Raw genomic sequence first — 17,359 nt, forward strand, 5'->3', positions numbered from 1 at the left:
TTTTTAACATATTAATTCCTTACTTAGAATTTTGAAAAGCTTAGTATTGATAAAGTATTTCTTTCTTCCTATTTTTATACTTTGCAATATGCCTAATTTTTCACAAGTTTTTAAATAATTTGAGGCTGTGTGTCTATGGACTTTTAAGCCTTTTTCTAAAGATTCTATTTTGGTATAAGGGTAGGCAAAAAGAATCTCAATTAAATCTTTGCTATATATTTTGCTTGCTGTTTGCAAGATTTCAGCATTTGCTTTCATTGCTAAATCAATTTCTTTTATTCTCTGAATCGTGGCGATTGAGGTTTGCTCTACACCCTTTAAGATATAGGCTATCCATTCATTCCAAGCTCTATTTTTGCTTACTTCAGCCAAAAGCCTATAATAATCCTCTTTGTATTTAATGATATAAGCACTCAAATATAAAATAGGTAGCTCCAAAAGACCCTTATATGCAAGATAGAGGATATTTAAAATCCTGCCACTTCTGCCATTACCATCATAAAAGGGGTGAATGGTTTCAAATTGATAATGAATAATAGCAAGTTTTATCAAAGGATTAAAATCGTCTAAATCTTCATTAATATAATTTTCCAAATTATCCATAAGCCTTAAAATCTCATCTTTATGTTGTGGTGGGATATGCTTAATCTCTCCTGTTTTTGGATTTTTCAGCATTGTGCCACTTTGTGTGCGAAAACCTGCATTGTTTGATTCTAAGACTTTTTGAATTTGCAAAATATGGCGATTAAGTAAAAGATTGTCTTTTTTAATCAATCTAAGACCTAATTTTAAGGCAATTTCATAATTTTGCACTTCTTTAGCATTTTTAGTAATCTTACTTTCGTCAATTTGTGCTAAAAATAGTTCATCGTGTGTGGTGATGATGTTTTCAATTGCATTAGAATCCTTTGCTTCTTGCAAAACAAGGGAGTTAATCAGAATATCTTGATTGGGAATAATTTTTGCAAAACCCTTGAGTTCGCCTAGCCTGCTAGCGGCTTGTGCTAATAGGGTGTAATTTTGGGATTTCAACTTAAAATCAGGGGGTAAAAGTGTAGGGATAAATTCTTGCATTATTCCCTCCAAAAACTCAAATTTTCGCTCTTTGCAAATTCTATGAAAGCTTCTGCGATTCCGTCTTGTGTCAATCCATCGTGATTGTAGAGGTCGTGATTTACAATTAAATGTCCGTGTGAATCTAAAAGCGGTTGTTCGGTGATAAAAGCCCTTTGTGCGATAACTTTTTGCTTATCTTCTTTATCAAGTTTTTCATATTGATTTTGAGTGATTTTTCCTCCATTAAGCTCCAAAAAATTTGCTTCTTCTATGTTTTGATATTGCATAAGAAAATCTTGCAAAGTTAATGTTTTAGAATATTCATTTTCTGCGTTGGGCACTTTTCTTGTGATATTAACTAGTTGCGTTTTTACATAAATTTTCTCACCTGAATTATCCTTACTAGGTAAGCTTTGGGTCGCGAAGAAAATATTATAATCCTCTTTCTTGGGGCAAAGCTCTTTGCCACTTTCATCAATCCCGCCCCATTTTTGCAAAAATAAAACGCTTGTTTTTGTGCCTGTATGAGGCTTAAAGACATTTTGATGCAGCCCTACAACGGCTAAGATTCTCGCCTTGTCCGCAATAAATTCTCTTATATGTTTATCGCTTGAATTATTGAATCTCCCTTGTGGAAGCACGATAGCCATTCTCCCACCGGGCTTTAGCATATTGAGGTTTCTTTCAATAAATAAAATATCTCTTGTAACTACGGGTTGTTCTTTGATTTTTATCTTTTTATACCCTCCTCGTGTTTCTACAACAGCTGTTGGATATTTTAAAGCTTGTGGAAAATTAGGAATTTCTGAAAGATGATCGTTATATTCTTGCGCTTTTTTCTCAGAGATTTTTTCTAAATTTAAACTATATCTTAAATCATATTCTTTTAAAATTGCGTATTCTTTGATATTTCCTGCAAAAGGCGGATTTGCCATTACTATATCAAAGTTAAAATTTGCGTAATTTTTTTCTTCTTTTTCTTGTTCATCTTTAGGCAAATTTTTCTCTAAGTTTTCAAAATTTTTATTAAAGGTTTTGGTGGCTTCATCGATATTTTTTTGCTCATTCCAATGCGTATAATCTAAGCTATTAAGCTTAAAAACATTCGTATGCCCATCTCCTGCGATTAAATTTAGCATTTTTGAGATTCTAACCGTGCGTGGGTCAAAGTCAATCGCAAAAACCTTTTTTCTTACATAATCTTGTGCTTCTGGTATTTTTTCCTCTGCGGTAAGCATTTCGCTTTCTTCTCGGTTTTGCTCTTTATAAATTTGCTTCCATACATAAAAGCAAGTATGAATAGGAAATCCACAGCTTCCACTTGCCGGGTCTATCATTGATTCGGTTTTCTTGGGGTTTAGCATTTTTACACACATATCTATGACATAGCGAGGAGTAAAATACTGCCCCTTTTCTCCTTTAGAATTTTTATTCGCAAGATATTCAAAGGCTTCATCAATCACTTCTAAATTAGAATTAAAAAACTTACATTTCTCTAAATGGCTCACGCAAACGCTCAAATGACTTGGCGTTAAAGAGATTTTACTATCGTTTGGAAAAATACCTTGCCATTCCTCTTTAGCTTTTTTAAAAAGCTCTTGAATGCGTTTTTCTAAAGTCTTATCATCTTCGTCATAACGCGCAAATTCTAAATTGCTCATTTGCTCATATAATGCTTGTAATTTACCATCAAATTGTCTATTTTCATTTTCTTCTAAAAGAATATGATATTTTTGGATTTTTTCTTTATCTTTTCGGTAGGTATGAAGCTCATCATAAAGCTTGATAAAAATCAGTTTAAATACTTCTTCAAAGGCATCTTCTCCAGAATTTGCTAACACATCATCTTCAATGAGTAAAATTTTATCTTTTAGGCTGATTTTATCTCGGACCAAAACATCATTTTTGACTAAATCAATATGCTTAAATCCCTGATTTAGCACATTTTTTAAACTCTCATTTGCCTTTGGTAAAGCACGGATTTCTTTAAAAGTATTGGGATTTTCTCTTTGATAAATAATCTCCGCATTGCCATTGCACCAAGCCGCTATTTCTACTCCTAAAGCATTCGCATAGCTTTTAAGCTGCTCTATACCATCTTCTAATTTGGGTTTTTTGACTTCAATTACTATATATTCTTGCTTCGCTTTTGAATCTCGCTTTAACCGATCTTTTTGTGTATTTTCATCATATAAAATCACAATATCCGCTCTTTTGACTTCTCGCCCAAAATGCACAGCGTATTCCACTTGAATCCTGCTTTTTGGATATTGGTATTCATTGATAAGTTTATCAAGGTAGAGTTGGCGGATTATTTCTTCGGGGGTAAGTTTGATTTCTTTATTGCGGATAAGGCAAGGGATATAATAGGCTAAAGCCCCTGTTTTTGTCTCTTTTGTAATAATCTTTGATTCTAATCGTTCAATACAATCTTGACTAAAAATATCTAAAGCATAATTTGAATCTGACAAAATATTTTGAAGTTTCATCACTATTTTTTCCCTCTTTAGGATTGATTTTGGTTGCAAAATTTGGCTATTTTATCAAAGTATTACTTGGCTTTATTTAAATTTATAGGTTTTTGTAGGACTTAATGAGCTAATTACTTATCTCGCTAAGGCGGATTCTAAGCGAATCCAAAAGCAAGATTGCACTTTAGAATATTTGCATATTTTAAGGAAGTGAAAGTATCTGTCAAGTGCGCAAATAAAGAAAACAACCGAGATTTGCTATAATTATTATTTTATTTTTGGAGGGTGAAGATATGCAATGGTGGGTAAAAAAGATTAAAAATGTCCTTTTATTTATGTATATTACTTTTGGACTAAGTGGTTGCTTAAATCAAGTAAGCCCATATAATAAAAAAGATGAAGTTTCCAAAATCAACATTGGAGAAGCTATACAAATTCTTTCCCAAATGGAAAGCGAATGCCAAAAAGGCAATCAAGAAGCGTGTTCTGCAATGCTTGGAGCGAGTGCGGAACTTGCGAGTAGCGAAGACAAAGAAGCCTATGAAATTGGAATGCAAATACTTCAAAAGGCTTGTGATATGAACTTAGGGCAAGGTTGCTATGTTTTAGGTATGTTTTCTATGGCTGATTTTAATGGCTCAATACAAAGGCAAAATCTTGGCGTGTCTTTAAAATATTTAAATAAAGCCTGCACACTTGATATTTCCGAAGCTTGTCAAAATATGGGACACGCGTATCGGCAAGGTGAGGGAGTGAAAAAAGACTATCAAAAAGCTATGGAATATTATAAAAAAGATTGTGATATAGCCCTTTTTAAACTTAAAGAAAACAAACAAAAGACTATGGAGGAATATAGCAGTTGGACAAAAATGCCTTGTATGAATGCAGCGAAAATACACTATCGTGGAGAAGGTGTGCCAAAAAACCACATAAAAGCCCTAGAATACTTTACTAAAGGTTGTGAAATTTCTGCTTTTTCTTGTAGTGTGATGGCTGGACAATTTTACAGGGGCAATATTATTACGCAAGACTATGTTATGGCTTTTAAACTTGCAAAACTAGGTTGTGAGGGGAATAATGCAGAGGGCTGCAATTATTTAGGGATAATGTATGCTAATGGAGAGGGTATAAAGCAAGATTATCAAAAAGCCTACAAGCTATTTTACAATGTATGTCGCAATGGAGGATTAGACGGCACTCTTTATGGACGTGCTACCGAAAAAGAACTTGCTTGTTACAATCTAGGATTAATGTATGTAAATGGCAATGGAGTGAAACAAAGCTATGCACAAGCGCTTTCTTATTTTCAACAAGCTTGTAATGACGATTTCTCACAAGAGCAACTAAGATTTAATAAAATGTTTGGTGGAGATGTCGCACCTGCTTGCCATAATATAGGCTTAGCTTATGCCAATGGACAAGGTGTGAGGCAAAGCTACAAGAATGCTTTGCCTTATTTTGCAAAAGGTTGCGACTTGGGAGAACAAAGGGCTTGTGATGCATATAGGGAAATGAAACTATCTCCTGCACTCTATGGTTTAAACCCAAGTGATTTTTAATTTTATAAATATATGAAAAGTCTGATAAGCCAAAACACCAGCGCTTCAAAGCAGATTCTAAACGAATCCAAAAGCAAGATTGCACTTTGGAGTATTTGCATATTTTGAGGAAGTAAAGAGTGCTTTAGATGCTATTTCTTAGGAGGGTTAGGGTCATCAGGGTCATAGATTTTATGTGTTTTGCTTGGAACAATCACATTTATTTCTCTAGGATCTACATCTTTGCCGTTATTGCTTAGCCTTAAAAGCAACTTTTTAAACTCATACGCACTGCTTGGCTCATAAAAACTTCCTTCTGTGGCAAGGGTAAGCTCTTTTAAAGAATCAAGGTTTTTATTTAAAGCTAAAGTGTGGATTGTAACCCAATTTTTCTTAGAGCCACCGCTATTTTTCACAATATTGCGATTAAGATTCTTCGTAAGATAGAGCATTTTTTCCGCACTTCCCCTATCATTTGGGTTGCCATCAGTGATGAGAAAAATTTCTTTTTTTAGCCCATTATCTTTTGTAAAATGGCTCATCGCTTTAATGAGCGCATAATTGATGAGTTTTGTTTGCGAATTTACAACTTTTAGATTTTTTGCACTTTCCACAAATTCGCTAGAGCTAAACACATCATCAAAATCCTTAACATCATAATTACTAAAGCTCACAAGCGTGATTTTGGCATAGCTACCTCTGCTTTCTTCTTGAAGTATATGTTTGGCAATAAGGGGCGCGATTTCCTTAAATGCAAAGACATAATCTTTCATTGAATTTGCAACATTGATTACAATAGCAATTTCTTTGGCAGGTTTTGCGCGAAGTTTGAGATTATAATCCTCTTTTTCTTTGTCATAATTGTTTAAGATAAGCCGCTGTTTATCGCAAATACTCATAACCTCTAAATCAGCCCCATTTAGTGTGTAGAGAAATTCTTTATCCGCACTAGTATAAGTGCTATTTCCACTTGAGATACCACCCGATAGAATCCTCCCTGCAAATCGGAGATAGCGGATTTTAGCTGGGATTTTTTGCATATCAATTTTATCCTTATCTTTTACCCACAGCACACTTGGGTCAAAGTGCGAAATCATCGCCATTTCATCGCATTTTGCTCCATAAATAAGGCGAGAGAGCATAGTATCAATGAGCTTTTCATCTACTTCTGGAATCTTTGTTGAAGGATTTGCACCTAATACACTAGAGGTAAAAACGAAGCAGAGCAAAGCTTTAGCTAAGAGTGACTTCATCAAATATCGCATTTGAAATCCTTTTACACTTATTTGTAATTGTTTTCAAGGATTCTATCAAGCTTTTGCTTAAAGGGTCTCTATTTTATCAAAGGAATGTTATAATTGATTACCACAGCAAAAGGAAAGAATATGAAAACAAATGCTTCAAAAACCATTCGGCTTATCTATCCGCAATGGCAGGGTGGAGACATCGCGCATTGGTTTAAAGGGCTGCCTAAAGAGGAGATTTCCAAAGGCTATTTTTTAGGTGCAAAACTCCTTGAACTTCTTACACATAGCACCTCTCATCAAACCCTTGAAGTGCCTGTTTCACAAGAGTTTAAAAGAGAGGTAAAAGACGGGGTGCTAGATAAAAGCGATATTTTAAAGCAAACCAAAGCCGCAATGAAACTCATCACAGAATCTAAACCTGATAAGATTCTCACACTTGGGGGTGAATGCTCTGTGTCTGTCGCGCCCTTTAGCTATCTTGCAAGTAAGTATGGTGATGATGTCGCAATGCTATGGATTGACGCACACCCTGATATTGGGCTGCCAAATGATGAGTATAAGGCTTATCACGCAATGGCGGTTACGCATTTGCTAGGGCTTGGCGATAAAGAGATTCTTAAAGTCCTCCCCGCAAAAATACCAGCTCAAAATACCTTGCTTGTGGGATTGCATAGTGAGGAGGCAAAATTTTATGCCAAGCGTCAAAAGGAGCTAGGGCTAAAAGCCCTTAAAGCGAAGAAAGTAAGCAGCAAAAAGGTCTTGCAATGGTTACAAGGCACTAAAGCCTCTAAGGTTGTAATACACCTTGATTTAGATGTGCTAGATTTTAGCGAGATTTATGTCGCTGTGGGCAATAGTGGCAAACTCAAAATGAAAGAAGTCGCACACATCATTGAATCTGTGAGCGCACACTATGAAATCGTGGGCTTAAGTATCGCCGAGCTAATGCCAAAGGAACTCATTAAGCTACAAAATATGCTCCAAAAACTGCCTTTGATGTGATAATGTTTAACCCTACTTCATAACCCTAGAATCCGCTTTTGCTTAAAGGGAATAAAATTGTATTTTATTATTCGGTAAGGGTTTTAAGTAGTGAAGGCACTATTTAAATTATCCACAAATGCACACCACTTATATTGCTTTTTGACAAAAAGTTCCTTTTGTGGGAGAGTCTCTATCAGCTCCATACATTCTATGTGGCTTTTTTCTAACATTGCTTTTGCGGCTGTAAATCTAATGATTCCTGTGCTTCTTGGCTTTAGCGCGGTGATTGTGGCTGAATTTTTAAGCTTTTTAGTTATTCTTTACTATCTAACAACACAGCGCGCCAAGTAGGGCTATGGTTAAAATTCATCATTGCTTTGTTGGTTGCTTATCCTCTTCTTTATCTCCCCTTTTACCCTTTGTAAGTCGCTGCAAGTCAGCAGCGGGATTAGACTTTGAATCTCTGCTATGCTTTTATCCCACCATTTAAACTCGAGCAAAAGTGAAATCAGCTCCTCATCAAATCGCTTCTTAATCATTCTTGCAGGATTCCCTACCACAATGCTATAAGGCGCAACATCGCTTGCCACAACAGCATTTGCGCCGATAATCGCGCCATCACCGATATGTACACCGGGCAAAATCGTGGCATTTTGCCCAATCCACACATCATTGCCAATCATCGTATCGCCCTTAAGAGGCAGATTTTTGGGCGTTGGAGGTGGCGCATTCCAACCCTCAAAAATATTAAAGGGAAAAGTGCTGACTGCATTCATTTGATGATTTGCGCCGTTCATCACAAACTCCACACCCGCAGCGATTTGACAGAATTTGCCGATAATGAGTTTGTCTCCATTAAATGCGTAATGGTGGCTGATATGCCGCTCAAAATCGCTATCACTAATGTATGTAAAGTCGCCCACGATGACATTTGGATTCTTTATGATGGGCTTGACATAACAGACATAATCCACGCCCTTAATTGGAAAGGGATTGTTTGGATTGGGAAAGATTCTATGTTTCATATTTGTCTCCTTGTGTCAAATCTTATAAGGCAGATTTATTAGTAAAAGTCTGCTATATGAGGTGTTATTTCAATCTGTGATTTATGGATATAGCCAATTTTTGCATCTTTAATCTTTTGCACATTGGGTGGGAAATACAATACTTTTACCCATTCTTGTCCAAGCTTTTGTTTATCTTCAAAATCTAGTTTTTGTTTATAGCCAATTTGTCTTTGCCACTCGCTTATTTTATTTAGACTCCAAAGCATATTTGAGAGATTAATAAGTTTAATGTTTTCTTTATCTTTTGTAAAAATTTGCGCTAGAATTTTCCCATTTGGCTTATTGCGCAGATTCACATAGTTATCCGAAGTATTAAGGGTTACTTTATAATACTCGTTATCTTCATAATCTTTCTTTTGGCTTGGATTTTCTGAAATCTTTTTAAGAATCTTAATATTCTTAATCTGTATCGAATTTCCGGTAGCACAAGGAAATTTCCACGGCATTACGCTTTCAAGTTCTAGCTCTACTTCAAAGTTCACACTCCCACCAAGCCCCTCTTTATACCACTCTGGCAAAAGAGGTGCAAAAAGATTATAATAAGTTTGGTTATATGTTAAATCAACTTCTCCAAATGCAAAAACAAGATTCTTATTATGTGGTTCAAAGGCAATATAAGGAGAAGAGCCATCATCACAAGACCCTAGTCTTGCAGGTTGCAAGTGGAAATCTTGTATAGCTTTTAGCACTCCTCGCAAGACAAGAGGCTTTTTAGGGACAAACCTACACTCTCCGCTTTCTGCAGTAACATAGTGACAAATTTTTTTCTCTTACCATTATCATCTATTTCTGTTGCTATTTTAAAATGCTTTTTCATAAAAAGGAAGTTTTCATACGCCTCTTTTTGTGAAGGGCTATTTTTGTTTATTGGAAACCAAAATACAATCTCATCGTAAAGATAATATTCTTTTTTATATTCAAAATTTTCATATCCCATATTCGAGCCCATTCCATATTCTGCAAATAAATGTCCAAACTCTTTTGCCATAAATTTAGTGAAGTGATAAGCTGCATTAGTAACAAATCCCGGTGTTACGCAATCCTCAAAAGGTGACATTTCACACAGCATTAATGCTTCTAATTTTTGATAATCCTCAAAACTCAAATCGCGTTGCTTTGCACGAGATTCCAAGCCTTTTAATAAAGCTTTTGCTTGCGTATAATCCTTATTGTTTAATAATTCTACATTTAACCCTAGTTTGTCAAAATCAAGGCCAAAAGTAAAAGTTACCAAACAAATAAAACAAAGAATCTTTTTCATTTTTTCTCCTTTTTGCGTATGTCTAAAGCGGCATTGTATCAAAAGAATCAAGGGATTATTAGGTTTTGTTTGAAGATTCTTTTACTCTTCTCTCTTTAAAAAGTTTGAAATAGCCTCTTTTGCCCAATCTTTATTCTTATTTTTGTTGATTTTATCTCTTCATATTGACATACAGAATGTATGTATGTTATAGTATTATAAAATTTAGGGGGAAAAGGTGAAACACAAAGACCATTATAATGATGCCTACATCGTGGAGTTATCCCAAAAGATTCTAAGTGTAATGCCACAATTTGAAGCGCAAAAGTTTTGTGTAATGTTGCAGGGTAATTTAGAGGATAAGGAACTCTTTGCAAGATTAGATTGTATCGTTGATGCAATGGTTAAGACAATGGGGAGCGATTATACTCAAAACATTCAAAGCTTTTTTCATCTACTTGGCGAGGAGCTAGAAAAAGCGGAGGGAATGTTTAGCTTTGGCTATTGGTTGTTTCCTATTTCACGCTATGTGGAACGCTATGGCAATACAAATTGGCAAGTTTCTCTAAGCTTTATCAAAGAACTTACCAAGCGATTTACAGGTGAATACGCTATCCGTCCGATTCTAAGAGAGCACCCAAAGGAAGTAATGGACGAACTCATTTTATGGAGCAAGGATAGTAATGTGCATATTCGCAGGCTTGCAAGTGAGGGCGTGAGAATCCACCTGCCTTGGTCGCCAAAGCTCCTTGTTGCGCTTGATGAATTTGAAAAGTATGCGATGATTTTGACAAACTTAAAAGATGACTCGCAAAAGTTTGTGCAAAAAAGCGTGGGGAATAATCTCAATGATTTGTATAAAGAAGCACCGCTAAAAGCGCAAATTCTCATCGCACAATGGCGACAAAGTGGGGCAAGCAAGGCGTGTGAGTGGATTATCAAGCACGGAGAGAGAAATCAAAATAAAAATCAACAAAAAAGAAAGAGAGGAAAATAAATGGCACAGAGTATTTATCCCGTCTTAATGACAGACAAACTTCAAGAAAGTAGCCTATTTTACAAAACTTATTTGGGCTTTGCGCAAAACTTTTCAAGTGATTGGTATATTAACTTATCTCACCCTAATGGTGGTGAGTTAGCCTTGATTGATGTAACCCACGAAAGCATACCCGCACTCTATCGCGCAAATGCGAATGGAATCCTCGTTAATCTTGAGGTAGCAAATGCCACACAAGTGTATGATTTTATCAAAAGCAAAGATGAACGTATTATCGTAGCGCATTTGGCAGATGAGGTTTGGGGGTGGCGACATTTTATCATAAAAGACCCAAATAATGTGTTGATTGATATTATTGAAGTTTTGTCGCCAAGTGCGGAGTTTTTAAACAATGATTCTAGCGGTGTATTATGACAAATAAAGAAGCTACGCGCAAAACTACCTCCGCCTTATTAAGCGTTGCAAGAGCGCATTTTGCGGAATATGGCTACTTTGATGTCGCACTAGAAAAAATCGTAGAAGAAGCAAATGTAACGCGCGGGGCGGTATATCATCATTTCAAAAACAAGCAAGGGCTTTTTGTCGCTGTGCTAGAGAGTGTGCAAGAAGAGGTTGCCGCGCAGATAGAAAAGCAGGCTTTAAAAAGTGATGAGGCGTGGGAGCAGCTTATATTAGGCTGTGTGGGGTTTATCAAAGCAGCAAATGCAAAGGAAAATAGGCAGATATTATTAGTTGATGCACCCGCTGTGCTTGGTTGGGAAGTGTGGAGAAGCGTTGATGCGAAGCATTCAATGAGTGTATTGCAAGCGCATATTGAGGAGCTAAAGGCACAAGGCTATTTGTGTGAAGAAGTAGATACGCAGTTGATGACATTTGCGCTCTCTGGTGCGCTCAATGAGCTAGCATTGCAATTTTGTGCAAACTTCAAAAAGAAGCAAGAAAAGAAACTTCTAGCCACTCTTACACAATTTGTGAGCGGGTTTAGGAAAGCTTGATTTGTAGAGCGGGAGTTGGTTGCCCTTTGCTCTTAAGCCTTATTTTTCTTTGGCTTTTTGGGCTTTGGCATAGGCAGAGTGGGAGCAAGGGTAAGCACGACTTCTCTTAAAGTCGTATAAGAATCCACATCAAGGATATAAGATTCCTTTGCACCCGCGTAAGGAAATCCAAGCGGAGCGGATTCTAAAAGGGGCTTTAGAATCTCAAATTGCTTGACATAGAGCATCTCATCACAGAGCAAGAAAATAGGCTTAGGCACACTCTCGCCCACAATTACATAAATGCAGTATTCGCCAAACATCTTTTTTGCGCTAAAGTGATAAGGTGTGTCCTCTAATGCGCTGTTAAGATTTTCTAACACAAAATCCTTAAAACTCTCACTTGTAGCCATACAAACTCCTTATTTAGAATGAATTATTAGGTAGCTTAGCATAATTTTTCTTGCGAAAAAATAGTTAATATCTTTTTACTTGGGATATTAGATAAAGAAACGAGCTTATTAACCATAGCAATAGGAATAAAAGATTTTTCATATAAATCACATTTAAGCCGAAACAATACTTCTAAAATATTTTTTAATGAGAGAAAATCTTCAATTTTTGGTTGTTTGATATAATCCTTGTATGTGATGCTTTCATCAAAAGGAATCGCAACATCTAAAACAAAGGACAATTCTTTTTCTTTTCTTACAAACATCTTAATCCCAAAATAAGTATTTTCTCCAAAAACTGAAGTATTGTTGCCTGTAATGTATTTTTTCATATAATCTAAATTTGGCAAAAGAATGCTTCCTAGAGGGATTTTAGATTCTATATTTTTAAGATGTTCTACAAACATACCACTTTTATCCAAGCCTACAAGATTAATATAGCTTATATTTTCATTCAAAGATTTTGCATAAAGAAATTGTATAAACGGACGCACAATTTTAAAAGCAAAATCATCAAGACGACTAAATAAAGCCAAAGGACCATCTTTGATAAAGAGAATCTTTGGTAGCCATTGTATAGTGTTTTCTTCAAAAAGGAATCGAAACATTGAAAGCATTAAAATAATTTCAAAAGCACTCATAATGTAGGATTCTATAAGCGTTGCTCCATTGATTTCATCAATGAGAGTATGTAAGTCAAAACAATCTGTAATGTAAATGATATTTTCACATTCTGAACATTTTACAAAATTATTTTGCTCATCTAAATAATTGGGGGTTTGCTTTTGGAATGTCTGCATTTTCTTGCAGTGAGGACACGCAAATGTTATAGAACTTTTCCCTTTAGAATTTGAATCTAAATATTCTTTAAAAATGAGCCATTTAATTGTATGGATAAATGAACTCTTTTCATTTCCCTCGCTTAAATAATTTTTGAGGAAAACTTCTTCATAAAGTGTTTTTCTAAATGTAGAGATAAAATCCTCATTTTTTAAACGAATATTTTGTGTGGGTATCACAAAGCTAAATCGTTCAAGATTCTCTAATTTGCCTATATCGCTTGGGTTAATTGTTTGTTGCCTTTCAACTACTTCTAAATCTTTAACACTAAACATAAGAATACCTATATTGTAGTAACAAAGTTTTTGTGAGGGAAAATTATCATTGATATTTACTTCTTGGTAGCCACCATCTATTGTGATGACGCGTTCAATGCAAGAGGAAAATTTGTTTTGTATGTTAGATATTGGTGAAGTGATAGCTTGAGAATCAACTTCCAAAGGTAGATTTTGTCCTATCTTTTCGCATTTTGCAAGATAATCTTTAACCTTTGGATTCTCAATAATATATTGATGATTGATTTTGGAGGCTTTTTCATTAAAATATGCCATTTTAATCCCTTACTTCAAATTTTTGAATCTGAACAGGCACAATAAAATTATTGGAATAAGTTTTTACTCTAGCAAACCCTACATCGCTATTGCGGATAATATTTTGAGAGAAATCAGCAAAATCATAATACTTTTCTAACGCTTTAATTTCATCTTTATTGTTAAGATGAGAAATAAACCAATTTTGCGTATTTTTTAAAATACTTGGAGCAATAGAGCTGACCTCTTGAGTAGAATAACTAATGCCAATTTTAAGCTTTGCTCCCTCTTTTGCCAAACGATTATAAATGTTTTTTAAATCTTTATCATCTTTTGGAAAAATATTATGTGCTTCTTCAAAATACATTTGGATAAATTCAGGCTCTTCATCATTAGTGAATTTTTCCATAGATTTTTTAAATATATACTCACAAAGCCTATCAATATATTTTTGCTGTGTTTCGGTTGAAGCGGTGGATAAATCTACTAAAATAATTTTTCCCTCACGCAATGCAGAATCTATATCTTTTTTATAGTCATTTTCACCTTTTAAGGAATGCAAATAATTAAATTTTGTTAAAAATCTATAACCCGAAACCTTAGTCCCTTGAAACACTTTTAATAAAGATTCCCAATCCTTGTCTTCAGCATATTTTTTATCAATATTGCCATTATTATTGTCTATCTTAATCTCATCAAAGTATTCGCAAGCCTTTTTTATATCTAACCCCTCTCTTGGTATAGAATTTAAAGTTGAGCTGCTAAAACCAGAAAACTTAAGTATTTGTTGTGGAGTTTCAAATTTAGCTCTATATAATATGCACTTATATAAGGCTTTTTTGCGCTCTTGATTGCGATATTCACTAGAGTTTTTATCACTAATATTTTCAAACATATTGATATTGGTAAAATGCGTTATATAGTCCGCTTTTTTATCAGATTGTGTAATTTCATCACACAGCAAGTTAAAGGATTCTTCCAAAGTTTCATCATTATAAAAATTATACTGCACTGCTCTAACATCTGGGTGTTGTTGGGATTTTTTAAGCGAAGTGCTAAAGCGAATGACTCTTTGTTTAAATCTATCATAGATTGAGCCTTCATCTTGTCTATTGCTAAAGGTGTATTCACCATTAACATCAAAAATAATTTGCCCTATTTTTCTCTCTTGTTTTGTATTAAGATTTTCAATAGCACTGATAATAATCTTGATTGTATTAGACTTACCTGTTCTTGTCATTCCAAAAAAGGCTGTGCGTCTTGCAACTATATCATTTGTCCTTAAGAAAACATCTGGAGCATAGTTTTTATCTTCATCATAAGATTGGCTAGAAGCATATCTTAGGATTCCTATCTTTTCTTGTGTTTCGTTATTGCTAGATTCTGTATTCTCATTTACAATGATTTGTAGCTGCTGTTTTTGAGGCTTATACACTCTATAATTATGCGCTCCTAAGAAATTTTCTATATCTGTTCCAAAGATTAATTTTTTATCTTTATCTAAAAAGAATGTCCCTAGAACCCTACAAGATAAGCCCGAAAATTGATAAAAATATTTTGTATAAATATCTGGGTCTGTGTTTGCTCTATTTTCTTTTTTTGAAATATAAGAATCTGTCATACTTTGGATAATCTCTTTCTTTTGTGGAATTTCACAAACGCCAATCACTCTAAGTAAAATAGCCTCTGTTTGATTTTGTCTTAATTCATTATTATAAATTGCAACCAATAAACAGCCGTGAGGCAAACCTTTGATAGCATTCTTATCAAAATCATTGACTAAGATTTTGGCTTCTTCGTAGTCCAAATCATACAAACTCCCAACAAAATTTTTATCTTTCTTAATTTCCTCAAAAAATTTTGTTTTTGCCTCTATCAACTCTCCTTGAGGTTTCTTTTGAAATTCATCTGTAATGCCCATTTGCCTACTCCTTTTGCAAAACTAAGATTCTATCAATTTTTGTTGCCTTGCCTTTTTTTGCACCCCAAATTCTTGTTACTTTTTTTTCTTTATCATTGGCAATGACATCTTCTGCAATGTGTTTAAGTCGTAATTTGCACCCACCATTATTTTGTATGTAATCCCAAGTGTCTTTTGCAAGGTTGCGCTTGTCAATATCTCCAATAACAACAAAAGCATAGGATTTTGGCTTCAAAATTTTTTCCCAACTTTTGAAGAGTTCTTGCATATATTTAGCATAATTTTCAAATGCCAAATTATCTTTTAAACCTTTAATTTTTTGCATATTATGATAAATACTTACGTTCTTATCTACTTCTTTTACTTCCTTATTGAGCAACCAAAGCCTAATCCAATTATATTTACCATAATTAATGTTTTTTAAGTATGGAGGGGAAGTAATAATGAGTTGGACACTATTTTCTCCATATTTTTTAATGATTTTTTTTGTGCTTTTGATTGCATCTTTATTAAAGCAATCACCTTTTTGATAAGAATCTAAACTTTGAAATTCTTTTGTTTGATTTTGAAATAAATGCTCAATGCGTTGTTGTAAAAGTTTAAAAACATTTTGTTTTATTTTTTTAAGATGATGTTTGGCAATGAAATTACGGATATAATTAGGCGACATACTAAAAGTATTAGGCATATCAATGCTACAATAAATTGAAGTCCCATCTTTTCTATGTTTGCCGTGCATAATTCCTGTTAAAACTGCAAGAATAAAATTATCAATCTTTCTATTTTTGTTTAAATTATTTTTTAGATATACAAGTTGTGGCAAGGTTTCGCTTTCTTCATAAAGCATTTTAATATCATCTGAAATGTTTTTAATTTGTTTATTTGTAATGCGTGTAGTTGTGAAATCTTGTTTTAGTTTTTCGAGTCTTTTTTGTATATTATGTTTTTTGGGTATATCAATTTTACTTTTTGTTAGACACACTGCAAGTGGATTTAAGTCATTTCCTATCCCTTTTCTTCCCATTCTGCAAGCTTCAAATGCTGTTGTTCCTCTTCCAGAAAATGGGTCAAACACCAAATCCCCCTTTTGGGAATATTTTTTGATAAAATGATAAGGAAGATTAGGCGGAAACATTGCTAAATATGCGGTTATTTGGTGTATTTTTGAAAAATCTCTACAAAAATATTGTTTATAGTCATTAGTATTTATTTCATCACTCAATATACTACTATTGCCCATAGCGTTTAGCCCTCATTTCTTGTAGTTGAGACAAAGACGAAAGTTTGGCAGCGATATTCCCCATTTCTTTGCGCCTCCATAAAATGTCTATTATAGCATTAATTACCTAAATTGCGCGTTACTTGATAGCCTTTAGGGATTCCCTCTCAAGCCTTAATAGCCACTCTTTGCGTTTCAAACCTCCCGCATAACCTGTGAGGCTTTTATCACTCCCAATCACTCGGTGGCAAGGGATAAGTAGCGCGATAGGATTTGCTCCTACTGCACCGCCCACAGCTTGAGCGGACATTTTGGCTATGCCTCTTTGGCAAGCGAGAGTTTGTGCAATCTCCTTGTAAGTTATCGTGCGTCCATAGGGGATTGTGCGTAAGATTGTCCATACAGATTCTCTAAAGGGTGTGCTTTGCGTGTGAAGTGGAGCTAGAGGCGGAGTGAAATGTGGAATCTCTCCGCTGAAGTAAATCTCTAACCATTGTTGCGTTTGGGCTAAAATCGGCGTTTGCTTCTGCACACAATCTTTTGGCAATGTAAAATACTTTTGCCCCTCAAACCATAAGCCAAGTAGTGCGCTTTCATCACTTGCAAGTGTGATTGTGCCAAGCGGTGAGTGAAATTGCTGCGTATAAATCATTAAAACTCCACATATAATCAAAGGTAATGATGAAACGATTTTGCTCCTAAGCTCCGTTATCCCCGTCTTCTATAATTTCTACTTTTTGTCCATTTTGTTGATATGTTTTCTTAAAATCTGATTCATCAGAGCAGTCATTATACTCTATTTCCAAAGTATTTTGATTTGGAC

Annotated in this window: 17 protein-coding genes; 5 read left to right on the forward strand and 12 right to left on the reverse strand. The window is 34.7% G+C overall.

The window, feature by feature from the left end; genetic code table 11:
- Positions 1-3 precede the first annotated feature (3 nt).
- Complete coding sequence (locus Q0Y61_RS06490) at positions 4-1,074, reverse strand: Fic family protein (protein ID WP_297813209.1); 1,071 nt, start codon at positions 1,072-1,074, stop codon at positions 4-6.
- Positions 1,074-3,545: an N-6 DNA methylase gene (locus Q0Y61_RS06495; RefSeq protein ID WP_366517294.1), complete on the reverse strand. Its 2,472-nt coding sequence runs from the start codon at positions 3,543-3,545 to the stop codon at positions 1,074-1,076. Before Q0Y61_RS06495 ends, Q0Y61_RS06490 begins: the two co-directional genes overlap by 1 nt.
- A 275-nt stretch (positions 3,546-3,820) precedes the next feature.
- Between Q0Y61_RS06495 and Q0Y61_RS06500 the strand changes: the two genes are divergently transcribed.
- Positions 3,821-5,086: a tetratricopeptide repeat protein gene (locus Q0Y61_RS06500; protein WP_297813213.1), complete on the forward strand. Its 1,266-nt coding sequence runs from the start codon at positions 3,821-3,823 to the stop codon at positions 5,084-5,086.
- 131 nt (positions 5,087-5,217) lie between these two features.
- On the opposite strand, the gene Q0Y61_RS06505 is transcribed toward Q0Y61_RS06500, so the two are convergent.
- Positions 5,218-6,330, reverse strand: coding sequence for a vWA domain-containing protein (locus Q0Y61_RS06505; protein WP_297813215.1), 1,113 nt, complete (start codon positions 6,328-6,330; stop codon positions 5,218-5,220).
- Between the two features lie 120 nt (positions 6,331-6,450).
- On the opposite strand from Q0Y61_RS06505, the gene Q0Y61_RS06510 reads away from it, so the two are divergent.
- Positions 6,451-7,314, forward strand: a complete 864-nt coding sequence (locus Q0Y61_RS06510) for an arginase family protein (protein ID WP_034342481.1) — start codon at positions 6,451-6,453, stop codon at positions 7,312-7,314.
- An 83-nt stretch (positions 7,315-7,397) separates the two neighbouring features.
- Here Q0Y61_RS06510 and Q0Y61_RS09475 read toward each other — a convergent pair whose 3' ends face one another.
- From Q0Y61_RS09475 to Q0Y61_RS06530, 4 genes are all read right to left on the reverse strand, one after another.
- Entirely contained in the window at positions 7,398-7,526 is a 129-nt protein-coding gene (locus Q0Y61_RS09475; RefSeq protein WP_366517293.1) for a ClbS/DfsB family four-helix bundle protein, read from the reverse strand.
- Between the two features lie 129 nt (positions 7,527-7,655).
- On the reverse strand, positions 7,656-8,321 hold the full coding sequence (locus tag Q0Y61_RS06520) for a CatB-related O-acetyltransferase (RefSeq protein WP_297813223.1): 666 nt from the start codon (positions 8,319-8,321) through the stop codon (positions 7,656-7,658).
- A gap of 38 nt (positions 8,322-8,359) precedes the next feature.
- Complete coding sequence (locus Q0Y61_RS06525; protein WP_297813228.1) at positions 8,360-9,061, reverse strand: hypothetical protein; 702 nt, start codon at positions 9,059-9,061, stop codon at positions 8,360-8,362.
- Positions 9,046-9,624, reverse strand: a complete 579-nt coding sequence (locus Q0Y61_RS06530) for a hypothetical protein (RefSeq protein ID WP_297813231.1) — start codon at positions 9,622-9,624, stop codon at positions 9,046-9,048. The genes Q0Y61_RS06525 and Q0Y61_RS06530 overlap by 16 nt, the downstream gene beginning before the upstream one ends.
- A 217-nt stretch (positions 9,625-9,841) precedes the next feature.
- Here Q0Y61_RS06530 and Q0Y61_RS06535 point away from each other — a divergent pair, with 217 nt between their 5' ends.
- Genes Q0Y61_RS06535 through Q0Y61_RS06545 form a run of 3 tightly spaced genes read left to right on the forward strand, consistent with a single transcriptional unit; the run spans position 9,842 to position 11,595 of the window.
- On the forward strand, positions 9,842-10,600 hold the full coding sequence (locus Q0Y61_RS06535; protein ID WP_297813234.1) for a DNA alkylation repair protein: 759 nt from the start codon (positions 9,842-9,844) through the stop codon (positions 10,598-10,600).
- On the forward strand, positions 10,601-11,014 hold the full coding sequence (locus tag Q0Y61_RS06540) for a hypothetical protein (RefSeq protein ID WP_297813237.1): 414 nt from the start codon (positions 10,601-10,603) through the stop codon (positions 11,012-11,014). It abuts the gene before it with no gap.
- Positions 11,011-11,595 carry a TetR/AcrR family transcriptional regulator gene (locus Q0Y61_RS06545; RefSeq protein WP_034327533.1) on the forward strand — a complete coding sequence of 195 codons (585 nt, stop codon included), beginning with the start codon at positions 11,011-11,013 and terminating at the stop codon, positions 11,593-11,595. The genes Q0Y61_RS06540 and Q0Y61_RS06545 overlap by 4 nt, the downstream gene beginning before the upstream one ends.
- A gap of 32 nt (positions 11,596-11,627) precedes the next feature.
- On the opposite strand, the gene Q0Y61_RS06550 is transcribed toward Q0Y61_RS06545, so the two are convergent.
- From Q0Y61_RS06550 to Q0Y61_RS06570, 5 genes are all read right to left on the reverse strand, one after another.
- Positions 11,628-11,987 (reverse strand): transcriptional regulator, encoded by a 360-nt coding sequence (locus Q0Y61_RS06550; protein ID WP_297813241.1) that lies wholly within the window; start codon positions 11,985-11,987, stop codon positions 11,628-11,630.
- Between the two features lie 35 nt (positions 11,988-12,022).
- Entirely contained in the window at positions 12,023-13,417 is a 1,395-nt protein-coding gene (locus Q0Y61_RS06555; RefSeq protein ID WP_011115880.1) for a DNA double-strand break repair nuclease NurA, read from the reverse strand.
- Position 13,418: 1 nt separating this feature from the next.
- Complete coding sequence (locus tag Q0Y61_RS06560; RefSeq protein ID WP_011115879.1) at positions 13,419-15,317, reverse strand: DUF87 domain-containing protein; 1,899 nt, start codon at positions 15,315-15,317, stop codon at positions 13,419-13,421.
- Between the two features lie 4 nt (positions 15,318-15,321).
- Positions 15,322-16,557, reverse strand: coding sequence for a DNA methyltransferase (locus tag Q0Y61_RS06565; RefSeq protein WP_297813246.1), 1,236 nt, complete (start codon positions 16,555-16,557; stop codon positions 15,322-15,324).
- A 118-nt stretch (positions 16,558-16,675) separates the two neighbouring features.
- Positions 16,676-17,188 carry a methylated-DNA--[protein]-cysteine S-methyltransferase gene (locus Q0Y61_RS06570; protein WP_297813249.1) on the reverse strand — a complete coding sequence of 171 codons (513 nt, stop codon included), beginning with the start codon at positions 17,186-17,188 and terminating at the stop codon, positions 16,676-16,678.
- Between the last annotated feature and the right edge of the window lie 171 nt (positions 17,189-17,359).

It is taken from the genome of uncultured Helicobacter sp. (assembly GCF_947367035.1).
Taxonomy (GTDB): Bacteria; Campylobacterota; Campylobacteria; order Campylobacterales; family Helicobacteraceae; genus Helicobacter_D.